The following is a 17611-nucleotide window of genomic DNA, read 5'->3' as shown; positions in this document are numbered from 1 at the left end:
GTGGGCTCTAACCGGACGTTGTGCTCTTTTTGAACATAGCGATTTACTGAGACCCGATCAAAAAAAGGCCGGGAAAACCCCGGCCTTTGATCTGTTTTAAAACTGCTTGTTCCCTTTACTGAGCCGCGATTAGGCCCATGCTTTCGAGCTTTAGGATCACCTGATGCGCGCAGTTGTCGACTTCGACATTCTCGGTCTCAACGCTGAGCTCTGGGTTGGCAGGCACATCGTATGGGTCAGAAATGCCGGTGAACTCTTTGATCTTGCCTTCGCGCGCCAGCTTATAGAGGCCTTTGCGGTCACGACGTTCGCATTCTTCGATCGTGGTTGCGACGTGGATTTCGATAAAGGCACCGAACTGTTCGACATCTTCACGCACGGCGCGGCGGGTGGTGGCATAAGGCGCGATGGGCGCACAGATCGCGATACCGCCGTTTTTGGTGATTTCGGAAGCCACATAGCCGATACGACGGATGTTGAGATCGCGGTGCTCTTTGGAGAAGCCAAGCTCCGACGACAGGTTTTTGCGAACGATGTCACCATCGAGCAAGGTCACTGGGCGACCACCCATTTCCATCAGCTTGACCATCAGAGCGTTGGCAATGGTGGATTTGCCGGACCCGGAGAAGCCGGTGAAGAACACGGTGAAGCCTTGCTGCGAGCGTGGCGGTTTGGTTTTGCGCAGCTCTTTGACAACCTCAGGGAAGGAGAACCACTCAGGGATTTCAAGACCTTCGGCCAAACGGCGGCGCAGTTCGGTGCCCGAGATGTTGAGAATGGTGATGTCATCCTTGTCTTCGATCTCGTCAATCGCTTCGTACTGGGCGCGTTCCTGCACCCAAACCATGTGTTTGAAATCAACCATTTCACAGCCGATTTCGGACTGGTTGGCACGGTAAAGGTCCTGGGCGTCATAGGGGCCGTAGAAATCTTCGCCAGCCGAGTTTTTGCCGGGGCCAGCGTGGTCGCGGCCAACGATGAAGTGGGTGCAGCCGTGGTTGGCGCGGATCAGACCATGCCAAACCGCCTCGCGGGGGCCGGCCATACGCATCGCAAGGTTGAGCAGCGACATGGAAGTGGTCGAGGCAGGATATTTGTCGAGAACCGCTTCGTAGCAACGCACGCGGGTAAAGTGATCAACGTCGCCGGGCTTGGTCATGCCAACGATTGGGTGGATCAACAGGTTGGCCTGAGCTTCCTTGGCGGCACGGAAAGTCAGTTCCTGATGCGCACGGTGCAGCGGGTTACGTGTTTGGAACGCAACCACCTTGCGCCAGCCCAGCTTACGGAAATAGGCGCGCAATTCATTGGGCGTGTCACGGCGACCGCGGAAGTCATAGTGAACAGGCTGCTGGATGCCAGTGATCGGGCCACCGAGATAGATTTTGCCAGCGGTGTTGTGCAGATAGTTGACGGCCGGATGCGCATCGTCATCGGCCCCGAAAACCTTTTCGGCTTCGTTTGCTTTGTTGGGTTCCCAACGGTCGGTGACGGTCATGGTCGCCAGGATCACGCCCTCTTGGTCACGAAGCGCGATGTCCTGACCAACTTCGATCGACGCGGCGAAGTCTTCGGAGACATCGAGCGTGATTGGCATGGGCCACAAGGTGCCATCGGCCAAACGCATGTTTTCGACAACACCGTTGTAGTCTTCTTCGCTCAGGAACCCCTTGAGCGGGTTGAAACCGCCGTTCATCAACAGTTCCAGATCGCAAATCTGACGGGGAGACAGGTCGTGAGAGGTCAGCTCTGCCGCTTCAACCTTGAGCTTTTGTGCGCTGTCATACGACACATACAGCTCAGGAATGGGTGCAAGGTTATTTTGCATGATTTTGGTCCTGTGTTTAAAGGGCTCAAGCCCGCTAGTCGTTCCAGTCAACTCCGCATGCAGAGCGTCATATTCTGCGAATTTGCGGGCTAGAAAATGGTCTCTGAGACGGATCTGTTCTGCGGCTCCGCGCACGGTGATCGCATAGGCGAAACGTTGGCGTTTGTCGGGGCCGTCGCGGTCGGTGATTTTGACAAAACCGGCTTGGGCCGCGGCGCGCAGTTGTGCGTTCAGCTTGCCAAGCGATACGCCAACGGCCGCTGCTGTTGCGCGCTGAGACGCGTCAGGCGCGGCCTCGAGTTGGCGCAGCAGTCGAAAGAGAAGGTCCTCTTCCACAGCCAGTTTTTGAATATCAGTCGGCATCTCAGACTCAAAGTGTGTTCACGCGTGAACGAATTGCACAGTTTGCAGCTGCAGCAAAGCAAAAACTTGGGCCCCCTTTGTCGGTCGGCGAATTGCGGCACATTGGTCACATCCGATGCTGCGGGTTCAAGATGTCGTCATCTGATGGCGCGACTGGGGCTTGCGCATTGTGATCGGGCGCGGGGCGGGTAGGGTGCCTGACAACCTCGAACAAGGGGACATTGGTTTGCCGCGCGTTATCACCTTTGCCAGACTGTCGGATATTGATCAGGCAGAAATCCTTGCGCATATGTCCGATGAGCGGGTCGCCGAGCATATGCCGCTGGTGACGTTCCAATGGGACAGCGCCACCGTTGCGCGATTTGTGGAGTCTAAAGAGGCCTGTTGGCAGCGCGATGGCCTTGGGCATTGGGCGATTCTTTGTGACGCAGGCTATGTCGGTTGGGGTGGTTTCCAAAAAGAAGGGGACGAGTGGGACTTTGGTTTGGTCCTTGCGCCTGCGGCCTTTGGATTGGGCGTGCGGATCGCTAGGAAAGCAATTGATTTTGCAAAGTCTGACGACCGGATTCCCTATGTCACCTTTCTCTTGCCACCCTCGCGCAAGAATTTAGGAGCGCTAACCAAAATGGGCGCTACCTATGTGGGTGACATCGACTATGAGGGCGAAACATTTCGCAAATTCAGGCTTGAGACAGGATAACAAAGCCGGTTTTCAGTTTGGCTTCGGGGCTGTGTCTAGCCCTCAAGGCCCCAGCCGTCCGGGGTGAACCCGTGGTCAAGGGCGGCGCGGGTGGCGACGTCTTCGCCGATCCAGATGCCATCAGCAGAGACGACTTGATCCATCAAGGTGGCCACAAGGTAGGGGGCCTCGTCATCTTCGGGTTCGATGTATTCGCAGGTGTAGTCGGCGCGGCTTAGGGCGTCGGCCAGCGGGCGCCAATCGGACTCCTCAGACGATGGAACAAAGAAATAGTCGACATCGGCAACATCGGGCAGGCCATGTTTGTCCTGCAACTCGGAGTAGGTGGCGAAGGTTTCAGCCTTTTGGGCGGCAAAATCATGGGTCATTGGGCTGTCCTTACGCGGCGGGTGTCTGGCGCTGACCTAACTTAGATGGGCGATGGTGTCACGCCATTCTGTCACGGGTCAAAAGATCAACGGGTCGCCATGTTGTTGAACGGTGGGGCCGCCGGTGATGTTCCACCGAAACAGGGTGAGATGGGTGAGGTCGGGGCGGCTTCTAGATGGGGTCAAGATGCCGTCCGCTCCGATCTTGCGCAGGCGGTCGGAAAGGTTCCAGGTCGGAACGGGGTCGCCCGAGGCCATGAGATCGGACCAAAAGACATGCAGGTCAGAGAGACCTGTGTCGAAGGCCTCGCGAACCTTTGGGTCACGCAGGTCGACGATGCGGGCATGGGTGACTTGGATCGGGTAGATTTGCCGCGCGGGGTCGCCGTCTTTGACATAGACCCGCAGGGCAACGCGGCAACCTTCGGGCGTTTGCGACACGTATAGGGCCTTTTGCCCGTCATGATGCCAGCGCCCGTTTGGGGCTTGGGCCGGGGCAAGAAGAGTGTCCTCCTGCCCCGAAAATGCTGATCGCCAAAACCTCCCCGATAGGGGCAGGGTTTGGCGTGGGTCGATCACTCTTGCTCGGCCAAGAAACGTTCGGCCTCAAGCGCGGCCATACAGCCCATTCCGGCGCTGGTCACCGCCTGACGGTATTTATGGTCGGTCAAATCGCCAGCGGCGAAGACGCCGGGGATCGAGGTCGCGGTGGAATCCGGTTGGGTCACCACATAGCCGCCCATGTGGGTGTCGAGCACGTCTTTGACCAACTCGTTGGCGGGCGCGTGGCCGATGGCAACAAAAACACCGGCGCAGTCGATGACCTGTGTTTCGCCGGTTTGGGTGTGTTTGACACGCACGCCGGTGACGCCTTTGGGATTGTCATCGCCAAGGACTTCTTCGACCTCATGGAACCAAAGCGGTTCAATCTTGGGGTTCTTGAACAGGCGATCCTGAAGAATCTTTTCGGACCGCAATTCGTCACGACGGTGGATCAAGGTCACTTTGGAGGCAAAGTTGGTCAGAAACAGCGCCTCTTCGACGGCGGTGTTGCCGCCACCGATCACCACAATCTCTTTGCCACGATAAAAGAAGCCGTCGCAGGTGGCACAGGCCGAGACGCCAAAGCCTTTGAACGCTTCTTCGCTTTCGAGACCCAGCCATTTGGCACGCGCACCAGTGGCAAGAATGATCGAATCGGCGGTGTAGACCGTGCCGCTATCGGATTGGGCGACAAAGGGGCGTTGGTCAAAATCGATCGAGGTGATGATGTCGCCGATGATTTCGGTGCCCATGGCGCGGGCGTGTTCTTCCATTTTCATCATCAGCTCGGGGCCTTGGATGTCGATGAAAGACGGGTAATTTTCGACCTCGGTTGTGGTGGTCAACTGGCCGCCGGGCTCTAGGCCTTGTACAAGGATCGGCTCGATCATGGCGCGCGCGGCGTAAACGGCGGCGGTATAGCCCGCCGGGCCGGAACCGATGATCAGAACTTTGGTGTGACGGGTCTCGGACATATGGCCTCTCCTTGAATGCAAGGGTGATATAACGGGCGCGGTCACGGGTTTAAAGAGGGGCCGCGTGGCGTCTCACGAATGTGAGGTCAGAGCGGGAAATGCTTTGCGAATTTCGTTGAGCCAAGGGACGAAAAGCGGATCACCCGGCTATCAGGCACAGGTTTGGCCCAGCCAAGTTCGATAAATCGGGACAGGAGTGCGCGGCCGAGGCTCCCGGCGAGGTGCGAGCGCCGTTCGCTCCAATCGAGACAATCCCGACAGAGTGGCGCGCGTTGGTGTTGCAAATGGGGAAGGTCAATTCCCAATGCGGTGACAAAGCTTTCTCCGGAGGGGGAAAGATGTAGGGTTTCGCCAGAGTGGCGAAGCATGTCGCGGGCGCGCAAACTGTCGTACATTTGGGTGCCCATGTCGCCCGCCAGATGGTTGTAACAGACGCGGGCCTTGCGCAAAGCGGCGTCTTTGGGGCCGGTTCGTGTGCGCAGATGTCCGGTTTTGGCCGCCACCCCCATCAGGTTTTCAAGCAGGGTCGCAATGTCATCATTGGCAAGCGAGCTATATTTGTGCCGCCCCTGTTTGCGCGTCTCGACCAGACCACCCTCGGCGAGTTTTGCCAAATGGGTGCTGGCGGTTTGCACGGTGATCCCGGCCTCGGTCGCCAGTTCGGTGGCGGTCAGGGCTTTGCCGCTCATCAAGGCGGTGAGCATATTGGCGCGGGCCGGATCACCGATCAGCGCGGCGATATGGGCGATGTCGGGGCCTTCTTTCATAGTTCGACCGTAGTCGAAGCGTTGAGCGCGCGCAATACGCTAGGACGGCAAGGTCACAAGAGGAGACCCCCATGCTAACCTGCGTTATTCGCTATCACATCGATCCTACCAAACGCGATCAATTCGTCCAATATGCCCGAAACTGGGGGCAAGCGATTCCACGCTGTGGGGCGGATTTGATCGGATATTATGCCCCGCACGAAGGGTCTTCGACGCTGGCCTATGGCATTTACAACGTCGAGAGCCTTGCAGAGTATGAAGCCTATCGCGCCCGGTTATCGGCGGACCCATTGGGGCGCGAAAACTATGAGTTTGCGCAAAAGGAACGGTTTTTGCTGCGCGAAGACCGAACATGGCTTTGTCGGGTATCGGACCCGCATGGCGCGTTTCAACCAAAGGGGACATCATGATTGCGGTGATATTTGAGGTGAAGATCAAGGGGGGTGAAAAGGATCGCTACCTTGCCATCGCGGCCGATTTGAAACAGCGCCTAGAGCAGGTTGACGGGTTTCTTTCGGTCGAACGGTTTCAAAGCCTCACCAACCCCGAGAAACTGCTATCGCTGTCGTTTTTCCGGGATGAGGATGCGGTGCTCCGCTGGCGTCAATTGGAAGAGCACCGGCAGGCGCAGGCGTTGGGCCGCTCAGACGTGTTTGAGGGCTATCGGCTTCGGGTTGCCAGCGTGATCCGGGATTACGGCATGACCGACCGGGACGAGGCCCCAAAGGACAGTTTGCAGGCCCATGATCGCAGTGCCGAGTAAGCGGGCTGACGACGGGTAAGTCGGGTCCTCCCTTGACCTTGCGAAGTGGGCGTGATTCAGAGCCCCTCTGCGCGATAAATCCGGCTTCACCGCGAGGCCGGGTTGCCGTCCGGTTTTGAAATCCGGAACTTTGTTGCGCTTTTGCGAAATATTATTGCGCGAGCGCGGCGGGATGCTATAACAATCGCGAATTGCAGGGGAAGACTATGCCAACGCACCGGCTCGATCCGATTGACCGTATGATTCTGGCTGAATTGCAGGCCGATGGGCGGATGACAAACGTAGAACTGGCCCGCCGGGTTGGGATTTCTGCGCCACCCTGTTTGCGCCGGGTCCGTACGCTTGAGGAGCAAGGGTTCATCAAAGGCTATCATGCCGAGGTGGATGCGCGCGAGCTTGGCTTTGAGGTCCAAGTGTTCGCCAGCGTCGGATTGCAGAGCCAAGCCGAAAGCGACCTGCGGGCCTTCGAGGAACGTTGCCGCGATTGGCCGCTGGTGCGCGAATGCCATATGTTGAACGGTGAGGTCGATTTCATCCTGAAATGCGCCGCGCCGGACCTCTCGACGTTTCAATCGTTTTTGACCGGCGACCTTCTAACCGCGCCGAATGTGGCCAGCGTGAAAACATCGCTTGTCATTCGCGGTGCCAAAGACGAACCGGGCGTGCCCTTTGATGTCTTGGAAGAGCGGCTAAGTCGCAATGCCTGAGGCTTTGGGCACGGGTTTTAGTTGGGGTTAGGGGTCCCGCCAAAGGAAGCTTGGGTCGTACTTCCCACTAAAAGACAGACCAGTTTGTGGCTGTGGAGAGCTTGGCTGCGGCTCGTGTTCCTGCGGCCGAGTTCCCATAGTGGTTCAACCCCGGTGACCAGATTGCAATTGATGCAACCTTTGGCGCGACAATGAGAATTCCACCGCCGACGCCACTTTTCCCCGGCAGGCCAACCTGAAAAGCGAAATCCCCAGAGCCATCATAGTGACCACAAGTCATCATCAAAGCATTGATCCGGCGCGCATGCTTTTGGGTTATGACTTTCGGGGCCCCCTTTAGTCCGGCCAACGCCCTGCCGGCCAATGCAAGTTCGTCTGTCGACATCTCGATCGCGCATTGATGAAAATAGGTGCCGAGAGTGAAATCAACTGGGTTTTCCAAATTCCCGTGTGACTGAAGATAGTAGGCCAAAGCCTTGTTTCTTGAGCCTGTAATCATCTCTGAGTTTGCAACATTTTCATTGATGCAGATGTCGTCTCGCCCAGCCATTTGCCGGACGAGCCCGAGGACTTCAGAAAGAGCCAGTTTTGGCTCTCGACCTGCGAGCAGTGCGTCCGTTGTCACGATCGCCCCTGCATTAACAAATGGGTTGCGAGGATGCCCTTGTTCTTTTTCCAATAAGACAACGGAGTCAAAGGAGGTTCCCGATGGTTCCCGCCCGACACGTTGCCATAATTGGTCACCAACGCGTCCAAGCGAAGCAACCAAGGCAAACACTTTTGAAATGCTTTGAATGGAAAAGGGTTTGTGTGAGTCCCCAGCGCTAAAGAGCACACCATCGTTGGTGCAAACGCTTATCGCGAACTGCTTTTTCTCGATATTCGCCAGTTCCGGGATGTATTGCGCCGGTATGCCCCAGTCATCTTCACTGAAAATGTCGTCGACAATGTTGCGTAGTAGGTCTTCCATTGCGTCCCCGAATCCAAACCTGCCCAATATCCAAGGTCGCCTTGAAATATGCGTCGGACCTATCCTAAATTCGACCTTGGGCCAACGGCAACTTTGCCCGCTCTGCCGTCCTGCGGCTACGGTTACGGTGGCTTTTCCAGCAGAACTTGTCAGTTAGACAGCTTAGAGCCCGAAGTCACCGATGCGGCACTTTGAACGAATGGCCGCTTGCTAAGGTCTTTCCATTTGTTGGGCATTTGGTAACAAGAAGAATGGAAAAGCCAGCAGAAGCAAAAAAATCAAAATTTAGGACTTGGGCTTACGCCCTTTTCATATTGGCCTTCCTGTTTGTGTGGCTGAGCGGAATGACTGCGGGACTGATGGCCGGAGCGTGCCGGAATGATCGATATGACGGTACCAAAAAGCTTCGGTTCTGCAACATTTCAATCGCCGCTGGTGCTTGGATGAATTTCTCATCTCTCGAACGAGCAAAGCGGAGCCGCATCGAACTCGAAAGAGGGATCGCGCTTTCTCAGATAGGAGAACCGGACAAAGCGGTTGAAGCCTTTGAGGAAGCCTTGCACAACGCGCGAACAAAGACGGGGTCTTGGGAACGGGAACTCCACCAGCGCATGGTTCAATTGGAAGACCGCAACACGCTTGCGCTTTGGGTTTCAGTGGTCAAAGCGGGCAAATAAAGGACTTGTTTTCCAAAGCCGTCATTGGCGCAACCGCAGCGAAATGATGCTTTGTCCGCAAATCCGTCATTCACCCCAAGGTTTCGCTGCAAAGTCGACCAATGATCGGTTTTGATGCGGCAGTACGAGGGCTGGTTTGCTCAGGTGGCCTAAGTTGATGAGGTTGGTTTCTTGCCAGCAACGCTTGTTGCGCAGCCAAAAAAGTGCTTTTGGAGCGTGACAGAAAGGCCCGCGTCGCGGAGCGCATCCGCCATATGGGCACTGCTTTGGTAATTGCGGGTGTAGGTGCCGATCATGCTGAAGTCATTCGCACCTTTGAGAAAGAAACGTTCAATTTTAGGCAATATTTGATCCAGATAGAACCTGTAGACAGGGCGCAAAACCCACCCTTTGGGATCAGAAGCTTCGATCAATGAAAAGCGACCACCGGGTTTTAGAATTCGCTCGATTTGCTTGGCTAAAATTGTTTGCTGATCAGTGTCGAAGGTTTTGAGGCCGAAGGTCGACACCACGAGATCAGCGTATTCAGAGGGCAAATCCGTTTGTAGGGCATTGGCTTCCAAATGGGTGATTTTGTCAGCATAGGGTCCGTGCAGCTTTTCGACGGCTTCGAGATGCATCCGATGCGAAATATCTATTGCAGTGATTGTCCCCAAGCTCGGAAGCCGGTGCAAAAGATATGGCCACACCTCACCAGTGCCCGCCATGAGGTCAACAGCGATGGCATCGTCGTTCAATTTGGATGGCAAGCGGTTCACGCATTGGCGACGCCAAATAAAGGTGAAGCCAAAGGAGCTTATGGCGCTCCACCATCTATAGTTTGATGAGCAACGGTCAAAGAGGTCAGCCACAAATTTCGGGTTGTAGATGTCTTGATCGTTGCTTTGATTGTCCATACCGAACCCACTTTGCGCACTCTGGATTTTCTAGCCTACATGAGCCTAGAAGCAAGAACCAACGCCGTTAGCTATCCAGCAGTTGTTCAATCACCCTGCGGGTCGAGCGGGTTAGGCTGACTTGGCCGAAATCGTTCAGGTCGGTCAGGTTGGGGAACATCGAGAGGAACAGGGCGCGCATGTTTTGGCCGAGGTCCTGACCGATGGATTTACCGGGGTGGTAGGTTTCCATCTCGATGCCGCCAACGGTGATCGTCGTGTGTTCGCGCACCATCAGGTGATACATCTGAACGGTGCCTGCCGGGGTGATTTCCAGAAAACGATCACCATCGGTATAGTCTTGGACCGGGGCAAGAACCGAGTCTTGGCCAAGCATGGTCCGCAGTTTGTCATGACGCACAACCATGCGCGCGCCGGGGCCAACCATCAAATCAAAGGCGGGTTTGCCAAGGCCAAAGGCGTCGGTTGTGATGCGGGTCAAATGGGTGAGCGAGGTCGATGCGTCGTCACGACCGGGCACATAGGTGGTTGAGCCGATCCAAGTGACCGGTTCGGCCCCATTGGCGGTTTCGATATAATCGCCGGGCAGCAGATCTTCGATGGCGACAGGGCCGCGCACCGTTTGGATCAGCGTGCCACGGGCGAAAGCACTCGCACTATCCTCGAACAGAGGGGACGCAGGGGCCACATGTTGGCGAAACGAGACAGTCAAGTCAGGCAGCAGAGCCGCACACTCGTATTTACGCATGAGAGAGGTTGCGCGTTGAGGTTGCGGTTCCAGACGCGCATTCCGGTCAGCCGGAATGGGTGCGGAGAGAGCATGTTGCATACTGGAAGTGCCATGACGGAGGCTGGACATGTGATCACCCTTTACTCAGGTCGGTCACATTCGTGCTGGCCCCCACCAACAACGACAAATGGACGATTGCGTTTCGCGTTTCGTTGAACACGAATAGGCCGCAATTACCGCAGATCGTCAAGATTGGGTTGGTTTTGGCAGATGGGGCGGGATCAATCCCGCGGAAATCGAAAAGATTGTCACGAATACATCAACGAAAATGCCACATTTCGGCAGGGAGGGTGCCGAAGTGTGGAAAATTTGAAGAGAATCAGGCGGTCCGCAGATTGCCCATTAGCGCGGCGCGGCGGCGCGCGATGCTGGCCATGCGGGTTGCCCCACGTTCCCAAGGCATCTGGGTCTGAGTTTCCTTGGCGGTGGCAACGATGGACTTGATGAAGCGGGTCTTTGGTTTCATCTGCGTTTTCATGGGTCGTCTCCGTGTCTGCTCGGGTCTTATCAGGGGGGGCGTTTGCGCCTTTGTTAAAATTGTTTTGACCCTGAATTGGGGCAGACATGTGACTAAGGTGGGATAATACCGCGACAACGCGGTGATTGTTTCCAATCAGATACGGATCACCGAAATGAGGCGGCCATAGTCCGCATCACCGGCATGGGTGGCACGGCGATAGGAAAAGAACCGGTCGGGATCGGAATAGGTGCAATGCCGGGTCCATTCGGCGTTGACCCCGGCGTTGCGCAATTTGTGCAAGCCATAGGACGGCAGGTCGAATTGGGCTTTGTCGCCCTGACCATCCGCAAAGAAACGGCTGTTCTCTGGGTCTTCGTTTAGAAAGCTATCTAGGAATTCCGGGCCGACCTCATAGGCGCGTTGACTGATCGAGGGGCCAATCACGGCCGAGATGTTTTCGCGCGTGGCGCCTAGGGCGATCATCGCGTCGATGGTTGTTTCCAGAACCCCGCCCATTGCGCCTTTCCACCCGGCATGGGCGGCACCAATAACCTCGGCCTCGGCATCGGCAAACAAAACCGGCTGACAGTCGGCGGTGAGAATCGACAGGGCCACGCCGGGGGTCGCGGTGACGAGAGCGTCGGCCTTGGGTTTGTCATTTGGTTGGGCGGTTTCGGTGACGGTGATCACGTCGGGGGAATGCACCTGATGAACGGAGGCGAGGGCGTCGACGTCCATCGCGTCGGCAACGCGGGCGCGGTTGATGGCAACGATTTCGGCCTGATCGGTCGAGCCGGAACCACAGTTCAGCCCGCCAAACACACCAGAAGAAGCACCGCCCTTGCGGGTAAAGAACCCGTGACGAAACGGGGTCAAAGCATCAGAGGTGATGATTTCCAAAGTCATTGATCATATCCCGGTGGCAGCGGGGCACCCGTCGGAACGAGCGCCAGTGTCTTGAACAACGAACCCATTTCTTGGGGGTGCGTCAACCGGCGATGTGCCTGAATATGCGATTCAAGCGCCGCACCGGTGAGAGACGCGGCAAGGGTTTGCGCCCGTGCCGTGATACCAAGCCGTTCGAGAAAGACTCCTTGTGTCGTGATGGCGCTATGGGTGACGCCAGTGGCCGCAAGGGCCAGCGCCTCAAAATCAACATGTGCGGTGAGATCGGCGGCACCGGGGGTGGCAAAGGGATCAACGGGGTGATGGTTTTGCAGGGCTTGGAAGGTGTCGCCGCGCGAACGCCAATCACCATAGTCAAAGATCAGCGCGGCCCCACCATAGGCATCAATGCGCCGGGCGATCTCGGCGGTGATAGGCGCGGCGGGGGCGCAGGTTTCGACGATCTGCCCCGTTTCGGTGTCCGCTAGGCGGTGGTCGAGCATTTCGATTGGGGCCGGGTCGGAAAGGCCCGCAATTAAAGTGGTGTCTTGGACGGCCACCATGGTTTCGCGCCATCCCTTGTCATCGCGGGTGAATTGGCGGATCGGCAGGGCGTCAAAGAATTCGTTGGCAACAAGGAGGAGCGGGGCCTCGGGGAGGGTGGTGATGCTGTCGTGCCATGTCGGGGCGTGGTCGGTTAGGCGGTCGGCCTGTGCTTTGCGTAGCGTTGGTGAGGCCTCGATCAAATGAAGGTCGGCGGCGGCGTGAAAACCGGGCACGGCGCGGGTGGCGCGTAGGATGTCGGCCATAAGCGTGCCGCGACCGGGGCCGATTTCAGCAAGGGTAAAGGCGCCGGGCGCGCCTTGGTCAAGCCAGGTCTGGGCAAGGCATAACCCGATGAGTTCGCCAAACATCTGGCTGATCTCGGGGGCGGTGGTGAAATCCCCCGCCGAACCAAGTGGATCGCGGGTGGTGTAATAGCCGTGCTCGGGATGGAGCAGGCATTGTGTCATATAGTCCGCAAGCGTGATCGGCCCGGTGGTGGCGATCTGACGGATGAGGATGTCATGCAGCGTGGTCATTTGGCGGCCCGTTTGGCGCGGAGAATGAACCAGATGCCAACCGCGATCATCGGCAGCGTCAGGATTTGGCCCATGGTCAAGCCATAGCCGTTGATGTGCCACGCGAGGCCAAGCGGATTTCCGGGCGATTGGAATTGCGCATCGGGCTGACGGAAAAATTCGACAAAGAAGCGCGCGGCCCCATAACCGGCAAAGAAAGTGCCCGCGATGAGACCGGGTTTTTTGAGTGCGCCGCGTCGGATCAAGACGAATATGATGAGGCCAAGGGCGAGACCTTCGAGGCCGGCTTCGTAAAGCTGGGACGGGTGGCGGGCGCAGAATTCGCCGAGAGGCTGGCCACAGTTTTGTGCGTGATCACCGGGAAAGATGACCCCCCAAGGAACGTCGGTTTGACGCCCCCAGAGTTCGGCGTTGATGAAGTTGGCGATCCGGCCAAAGAACAAGCCCGCCGGGGCGGCCAAGGCAAGCATATCAGCGGTAGGCAGTTTGGGAATGTTGTGACGGGCACAAAAGATCCATGCCCCGATCACGGTGCCAAGGAAACCGCCATGAAAGGACATGCCACCCTGCCAGATGATGGGGATTTCTGAGGGGTTGGCGAGGTAGTAACCGGGTTGGTAAAACAGCACATAACCAAACCGCCCGCCAATAATCACGCCGAGGATGATCCAAGTCAGCAGGTCTTCGATCTGGTCGCGGGTCATGGGGGGCTGATCGTCGCGCCAAAGGGCGGCGCGGTTGACCGTCATCACCGAAAAGCGCCAGCCCAACAGGATGCCAGCGATATAGGCGAGGGCGTACCAGCGCAGGGCGAGATGAAAGCCGAAAATGTCGATTGCGAACAGTTCGGGCGAAAGGGGCGGGAAGGGGATTGCTGCCAACATGCGTCCTGTTGCCTCTGGATTTGGGGGGAAGTCAAGCTTGTGAACCGGGGTATTGAGCCCCATATAGGTGCAAAGCGTTGTCGGAAAAACGTGAATCACTTGCCGCGGCCAGAAATACGAGATTTCAGTGCGCCAAAGGGGGATTGATTCAGGGTGTGTTTTGCGGAACGTTCAAAACGTAATGCCGGAGTGACCTATGCAAAGCCGCAACAAGGTATTTGAAGATATTGGCCAACTGATGACCAACGCCATGGGCGTGGCGCAGGGGGCGAAAACCGAAGCCGAAAACGCCATGAGTTCGATGATGGACCGTTGGTTGGCGGATCGTGATTTTGTCACGCGTGAAGAGTTCGATGCCGTACGCGCCATGGCGCAAAAGGCCCGCGAAGAAAATGAAGCGCTAAAGGCGCGGCTGGATGCGTTGGAGAACGCGTCTAAGTAAGGAATGGAGGGTGACGTTCGTCCTTTGGACATCACCCCACCCACCATCCCGCTAGGGGGGCGCCTTCAGGCCCATAGCAGCAGGCAGATGATGCTTGCGACAATGAACAGGCAGCCGATTGTTTCGGTGCGGTTTGGGATTTCTTTGAACACAAAGATGCTAGACCCAAAGCTAAACAGCATTTCAATCTGAGCCACCACTTTGACAAGCGCGGCTTGTTGCAGGGTGAAGGCCGCGAACCAGCCAAAGGTGGCCGTGGCCCCGACAAAACCCACCGCGAAGGCCGGTTTCCATGCGCGTCTAATTTTGACAAGTTCGCCGGGGTCTTTGAGCAGCATATACAGAAGCATCACAGCGGTCTGGAAGGAAATTCCGACCAAAAGCGTGGTCGCGGCCTGAACAACAAAGACGTCAGAGCCGACGCTTCGCGCAGCCGTTTGAAAGCCGATGGCGGCGAGGCCAAAGAGCGTGCCAGCACCAATCCCGATCAGTGCGGTTGGGCTTGTGACCGACAGCAGCAAGTTGCGCGGTGTGATCTTGGTTTGAGCAACAGAGATTAGCATGACGCCCATGACGGCGATACAAATGGCGATGATCGCCCCGGCCGAGAATTCGGTTCCAAACAAAACAAAGGCGAAGATGGCGGTTTGCATCGGTTCGGTGCGCGAATAGGCGTTGCCAACGGCAAAATTACGCAGCGAGAACAGGTGAACCAATAAGAAGGTGGCGGCGATTTGGGCCAAGGCCCCGATGATCACCCACAGCGCAAATTTTGCCGAGAGGTCCGGGGGCTTGAACCCAAAACCCCATATGAGGATGGACCAATAGAGAGCCGCAAAAGGAAGACCAAAGCCGAACCGGACAAAGGTTGCCCCGGTTGTGCCCATGACCCCTTTGAGGTGTTTTTGGAGGGTCGATCGCAGGTTTTGCAAGAATGCCGCTGCGATCGTGATTGTTATCCAAAGGTCCATCAGGCGGCGTTGTCCGACGGTTGGGCCCGTAGGTTCCGGTGGTTAGGCCGGTAGACGGGCCGGTAGACGGGTTTGGCGATCACGCCTCGATCATATCCACGCGGGTGGCGTGACGGCCGCCTTCGAATTCGGTGTTGAGATAGGCGTCAACGATGTCAAGCGCGAGGCCCTCGCCAACCACGCGGGCACCGATGGATAGGATGTTGGCGTTGTTATGGGCGCGGATCATGCCGGCGGAAAACGTGTCGGAGCAGACACCACAGCGGATGCCGGGGACCTTGTTGGCGGCCATCATGATGCCCTGGCCAGTGCCGCACAGGATGATGCCAAGCGCGCAATCGCCCGATGCCACCAGTTCCGCCGCTGCCTTGCCATGTTTGGGGTAATGGGTGCTTTCGGTGCTGGTTGGGCCGATGTCGACCGGTTCCCAGCCCGCCGCTTTGATATGGGCGGCGATGGTTTGGCGCAGGTCGATGGCGGCGTGGTCGCTAGAAAGGGCGATGCGTTTGTTGGCGGTCATGACAAAGGTCCGTTTTGGAGGGAAGTCAGGGTTTCTCGGGTATGAGTTGCTGGGCGATGCCAGCAAAGAGCAGATAGATGGACGTGATGTTGAGGCCCCAATGCGCCCAGCTTTGGGGATGGAAATCAACCCAAGCGGCCCATCCGGCAAAGAACGTCCAAGCCAAGGCCATTGGCAAAGAGATATTGCGCCACCGTTCCGTGCGCACCGGGTGGATGAATTTCAACGGCAGGAACATAGCAACGGCGAGAACTGTGACCAGCGCCAGAATGGTCCAGAAGTCCGGTGTCAGGGCAAAAAGCACAATGACAAGCATGTTCCAACAGCCCGGGAACCCTTGGAACGAATTGTCCGAGGTCTTCATCCGGCTGTCGCAGAAATACATGGCGCTGGCAAAGGTGATTACGATGATCGCAAACCAGCCGGTCCAACCCGGTAACAGCCCGGATTGAAACAACGCAAAGGCCGGGATGAACACATAGGTCAGGTAGTCGATGATCAGGTCAAGCAACACACCGTCAAACCGCGGTGCGTTGGTTTTGACATCATATTTACGTGCCAGCGGGCCGTCGATGCCGTCAACGGCAAAGGCCACAACCAGCCAGAGAAACATAAGCGACCATTCTTCGCGTGCAGCTGCCAACATGGCAAGCATGGCAAAAACCGCACCGGTGGCGGTAAAGAGATGAACAAGCAGGGCGCGGGTCTGAATAGTCATGGGCCTGTCATGAACCAATTTGCATCAATGCGCAAATACTCAGGCGCTTAGCTGAGTGCCACGCGCGCCGGTGATTTTTGCGCCGATGATTTGCCCGACCGGGTGTTCGGTTTCAAAGGTCACTTCGGTGAATTGCTCGGTCCGGCCCATGGTTGGTGATTCCATCAAAACGCTATGCTGGGCACCGATCTGGGCCTTGAGGTGGCGTTGCACTTGAACATCACCGGCGGCGCGCAGCCGGGCGGCGCGCTCTTTGATCACCTTGCCATTGACCTTGTTGGGGATCTTGGCGGCGGGGGTGCCTTCGCGCACCGAATAGGGGAACACATGCAGCCATGTCAGATCACAATCGGTGACCAGTTTCACCGAATTGTCGAAATGCGCCTCGGTCTCGGTTGGGAAACCGGCGATGATGTCGGCCCCAAAGGTGATCTCGGGGCGCAGTTTGCGGGCGTCTTCGCAGAATTTGATGGCATCGTCGCGCAGATGGCGGCGTTTCATCCGTTTCAGAATCAGATCATCGCCATGCTGAAGCGACAGATGCAGATGCGGCATCAAACGAGGCTCGGACGCGATGGCGAGCATCAGGTTGTCATCGGCTTCGATGGAATCAATCGAACTAATCCGTAGGCGCGGCACGTCGGTGAGGCGTAGGATGCGCATGACAAGATCGCCAAGGCGCGGCTCCCCCGGAAGGTCCGCGCCCCAGGATGTGAGATCAACACCGGTGAGCACAACTTCGTTATAGCCCTGCTGAACAAGGCGCTTGATTTGATCAACCACAACACCCGCCGGGACCGAGCGGGAGTTGCCACGGCCATAGGGGATAATGCAAAACGTACAGCGGTGATCACAGCCATTCTGGACCTGAACATAGGCGCGCGAGCGAGTGCCAAAGCCGTCGATCAAATGACCGGCGGTTTCGGTGACTGACATGATGTCGTTGACCTGAACGCTTTCGGTGTCGCCGATAAAATTCGGGCCGAGACCGTTCCACGTCTCGGGTGACATCTTTTCGGTGTTGCCGATGACGGTGTCGACTTCGTCCATCGCGGCAAAGCTATCGGGGTCAATCTGGGCGGCACAGCCGGTGACAATCAGCTTGGCATCCGGGTTTTCGCGACGCAGGCGGCGAATTTCTTGCCGGGCTTTGCGGACGGCCTCTTGGGTGACGGCGCAGGTGTTGATCACCACGGCGTTGTCGACGCCGGCCTTGGCGGCCAAATCTTTCATCGCCTCGGTTTCATAGGCGTTGAGACGGCAGCCAAGCGTGGTGAATTTGGGCGGCTTGATGTTTGGGATG

22 protein-coding genes are annotated in these 17611 nt (G+C 57.1%); 6 read left to right on the top strand and 16 right to left on the bottom strand.

The features are described from left to right. Window positions 1-115 precede the first annotated feature (115 nt). Complete coding sequence (locus tag AC5EFR_RS10700; RefSeq protein WP_493575813.1) at window positions 116-2191, bottom strand: bifunctional sulfate adenylyltransferase/adenylylsulfate kinase; 2076 nt, start codon at window positions 2189-2191, stop codon at window positions 116-118. Window positions 2192-2384: 193 nt separating this feature from the next. Here AC5EFR_RS10700 and AC5EFR_RS10695 point away from each other — a divergent pair, with 193 nt between their 5' ends. Further along, window positions 2385-2891, top strand: a complete 507-nt coding sequence (locus tag AC5EFR_RS10695; protein ID WP_493575812.1) for a GNAT family N-acetyltransferase — start codon at window positions 2385-2387, stop codon at window positions 2889-2891. 35 nt (window positions 2892-2926) lie between these two features. On the opposite strand, the gene AC5EFR_RS10690 is transcribed toward AC5EFR_RS10695, so the two are convergent. From AC5EFR_RS10690 to AC5EFR_RS10675, 4 genes are all read right to left on the bottom strand, one after another. Beyond that, the gene (locus AC5EFR_RS10690; protein WP_299926414.1) at window positions 2927-3259 is read right to left on the bottom strand and encodes a ribonuclease E inhibitor RraB; all 333 of its coding nucleotides are present in this window, start codon (window positions 3257-3259) and stop codon (window positions 2927-2929) included. A 78-nt stretch (window positions 3260-3337) separates the two neighbouring features. Next, window positions 3338-3838, bottom strand: coding sequence for an RES family NAD+ phosphorylase (locus AC5EFR_RS10685; protein ID WP_493575811.1), 501 nt, complete (start codon window positions 3836-3838; stop codon window positions 3338-3340). Continuing rightward, a complete protein-coding gene (trxB, locus tag AC5EFR_RS10680) occupies window positions 3835-4776 on the bottom strand; it encodes a thioredoxin-disulfide reductase (RefSeq protein ID WP_493575810.1) in 942 nt (313 codons plus the stop codon). Before trxB ends, AC5EFR_RS10685 begins: the two co-directional genes overlap by 4 nt. 86 nt (window positions 4777-4862) lie before the next feature. Further along, on the bottom strand, window positions 4863-5543 hold the full coding sequence (locus AC5EFR_RS10675; protein WP_493575809.1) for an ArsR/SmtB family transcription factor: 681 nt from the start codon (window positions 5541-5543) through the stop codon (window positions 4863-4865). A 71-nt stretch (window positions 5544-5614) separates the two neighbouring features. Here AC5EFR_RS10675 and AC5EFR_RS10670 point away from each other — a divergent pair, with 71 nt between their 5' ends. The 3 genes from AC5EFR_RS10670 (at window position 5615) to AC5EFR_RS10660 (ending at window position 7013) form a co-directional block, all read left to right on the top strand. Then, entirely contained in the window at window positions 5615-5953 is a 339-nt protein-coding gene (locus tag AC5EFR_RS10670; RefSeq protein WP_493575808.1) for an NIPSNAP family protein, read from the top strand. After that, on the top strand, window positions 5950-6306 hold the full coding sequence (locus AC5EFR_RS10665; protein ID WP_493575807.1) for an antibiotic biosynthesis monooxygenase family protein: 357 nt from the start codon (window positions 5950-5952) through the stop codon (window positions 6304-6306). Before AC5EFR_RS10670 ends, AC5EFR_RS10665 begins: the two co-directional genes overlap by 4 nt. Window positions 6307-6512: 206 nt before the next feature. Beyond that, window positions 6513-7013, top strand: coding sequence for an Lrp/AsnC family transcriptional regulator (locus AC5EFR_RS10660; RefSeq protein ID WP_493575806.1), 501 nt, complete (start codon window positions 6513-6515; stop codon window positions 7011-7013). Between the two features lie 67 nt (window positions 7014-7080). Here AC5EFR_RS10660 and AC5EFR_RS10655 read toward each other — a convergent pair whose 3' ends face one another. Beyond that, the gene (locus AC5EFR_RS10655) at window positions 7081-7983 is read right to left on the bottom strand and encodes a glutaminase (protein ID WP_493575805.1); all 903 of its coding nucleotides are present in this window, start codon (window positions 7981-7983) and stop codon (window positions 7081-7083) included. Between the two features lie 251 nt (window positions 7984-8234). Between AC5EFR_RS10655 and AC5EFR_RS10650 the strand changes: the two genes are divergently transcribed. Next, window positions 8235-8660: a hypothetical protein gene (locus AC5EFR_RS10650; protein WP_493575804.1), complete on the top strand. Its 426-nt coding sequence runs from the start codon at window positions 8235-8237 to the stop codon at window positions 8658-8660. 149 nt (window positions 8661-8809) lie between these two features. Here the strand turns inward: AC5EFR_RS10650 and AC5EFR_RS10645 are convergent, their stop codons facing one another. From AC5EFR_RS10645 to lgt, 6 genes are all read right to left on the bottom strand, one after another. Continuing rightward, complete coding sequence (locus tag AC5EFR_RS10645; RefSeq protein WP_493575803.1) at window positions 8810-9556, bottom strand: class I SAM-dependent methyltransferase; 747 nt, start codon at window positions 9554-9556, stop codon at window positions 8810-8812. A gap of 67 nt (window positions 9557-9623) precedes the next feature. Then, the gene (locus AC5EFR_RS10640) at window positions 9624-10304 is read right to left on the bottom strand and encodes a Hint domain-containing protein (protein WP_493575802.1); all 681 of its coding nucleotides are present in this window, start codon (window positions 10302-10304) and stop codon (window positions 9624-9626) included. Between the two features lie 361 nt (window positions 10305-10665). Continuing rightward, window positions 10666-10824 carry a hypothetical protein gene (locus AC5EFR_RS10635; protein WP_299935593.1) on the bottom strand — a complete coding sequence of 53 codons (159 nt, stop codon included), beginning with the start codon at window positions 10822-10824 and terminating at the stop codon, window positions 10666-10668. A 135-nt stretch (window positions 10825-10959) separates the two neighbouring features. Beyond that, window positions 10960-11712 (bottom strand): peptidoglycan editing factor PgeF, encoded by a 753-nt coding sequence (gene pgeF, locus AC5EFR_RS10630; protein ID WP_493575801.1) that lies wholly within the window; start codon window positions 11710-11712, stop codon window positions 10960-10962. After that, window positions 11709-12773, bottom strand: a complete 1065-nt coding sequence (locus AC5EFR_RS10625) for a class I SAM-dependent methyltransferase (RefSeq protein WP_493575800.1) — start codon at window positions 12771-12773, stop codon at window positions 11709-11711. The genes pgeF and AC5EFR_RS10625 overlap by 4 nt, the downstream gene beginning before the upstream one ends. Further along, window positions 12770-13657 (bottom strand): prolipoprotein diacylglyceryl transferase, encoded by an 888-nt coding sequence (lgt, locus tag AC5EFR_RS10620; RefSeq protein ID WP_493575799.1) that lies wholly within the window; start codon window positions 13655-13657, stop codon window positions 12770-12772. The genes AC5EFR_RS10625 and lgt overlap by 4 nt, the downstream gene beginning before the upstream one ends. A gap of 196 nt (window positions 13658-13853) precedes the next feature. Here lgt and AC5EFR_RS10615 point away from each other — a divergent pair, with 196 nt between their 5' ends. Further along, on the top strand, window positions 13854-14099 hold the full coding sequence (locus AC5EFR_RS10615) for an accessory factor UbiK family protein (protein ID WP_493575798.1): 246 nt from the start codon (window positions 13854-13856) through the stop codon (window positions 14097-14099). A gap of 65 nt (window positions 14100-14164) precedes the next feature. On the opposite strand, the gene AC5EFR_RS10610 is transcribed toward AC5EFR_RS10615, so the two are convergent. From AC5EFR_RS10610 to mtaB, 4 genes are all read right to left on the bottom strand, one after another. After that, window positions 14165-15070 carry an EamA family transporter gene (locus AC5EFR_RS10610; RefSeq protein ID WP_493575797.1) on the bottom strand — a complete coding sequence of 302 codons (906 nt, stop codon included), beginning with the start codon at window positions 15068-15070 and terminating at the stop codon, window positions 14165-14167. A gap of 79 nt (window positions 15071-15149) precedes the next feature. Beyond that, window positions 15150-15590 carry a ribose 5-phosphate isomerase B gene (rpiB, locus tag AC5EFR_RS10605; RefSeq protein WP_493575796.1) on the bottom strand — a complete coding sequence of 147 codons (441 nt, stop codon included), beginning with the start codon at window positions 15588-15590 and terminating at the stop codon, window positions 15150-15152. A 25-nt stretch (window positions 15591-15615) separates the two neighbouring features. After that, entirely contained in the window at window positions 15616-16308 is a 693-nt protein-coding gene (locus AC5EFR_RS10600; RefSeq protein ID WP_493575795.1) for a CDP-alcohol phosphatidyltransferase family protein, read from the bottom strand. 39 nt (window positions 16309-16347) lie between these two features. Next, window positions 16348-17601, bottom strand: coding sequence for a tRNA (N(6)-L-threonylcarbamoyladenosine(37)-C(2))-methylthiotransferase MtaB (gene mtaB, locus AC5EFR_RS10595; protein WP_493575814.1), 1254 nt, complete (start codon window positions 17599-17601; stop codon window positions 16348-16350). Window positions 17602-17611: the final 10 nt, after the last annotated feature.

It is taken from the genome of Pelagimonas sp. (assembly GCF_058892305.1).
The sequence above is the reverse complement of the archived record's forward strand: the minus strand, read 5'-3'. Positions and strand labels throughout refer to the sequence as shown.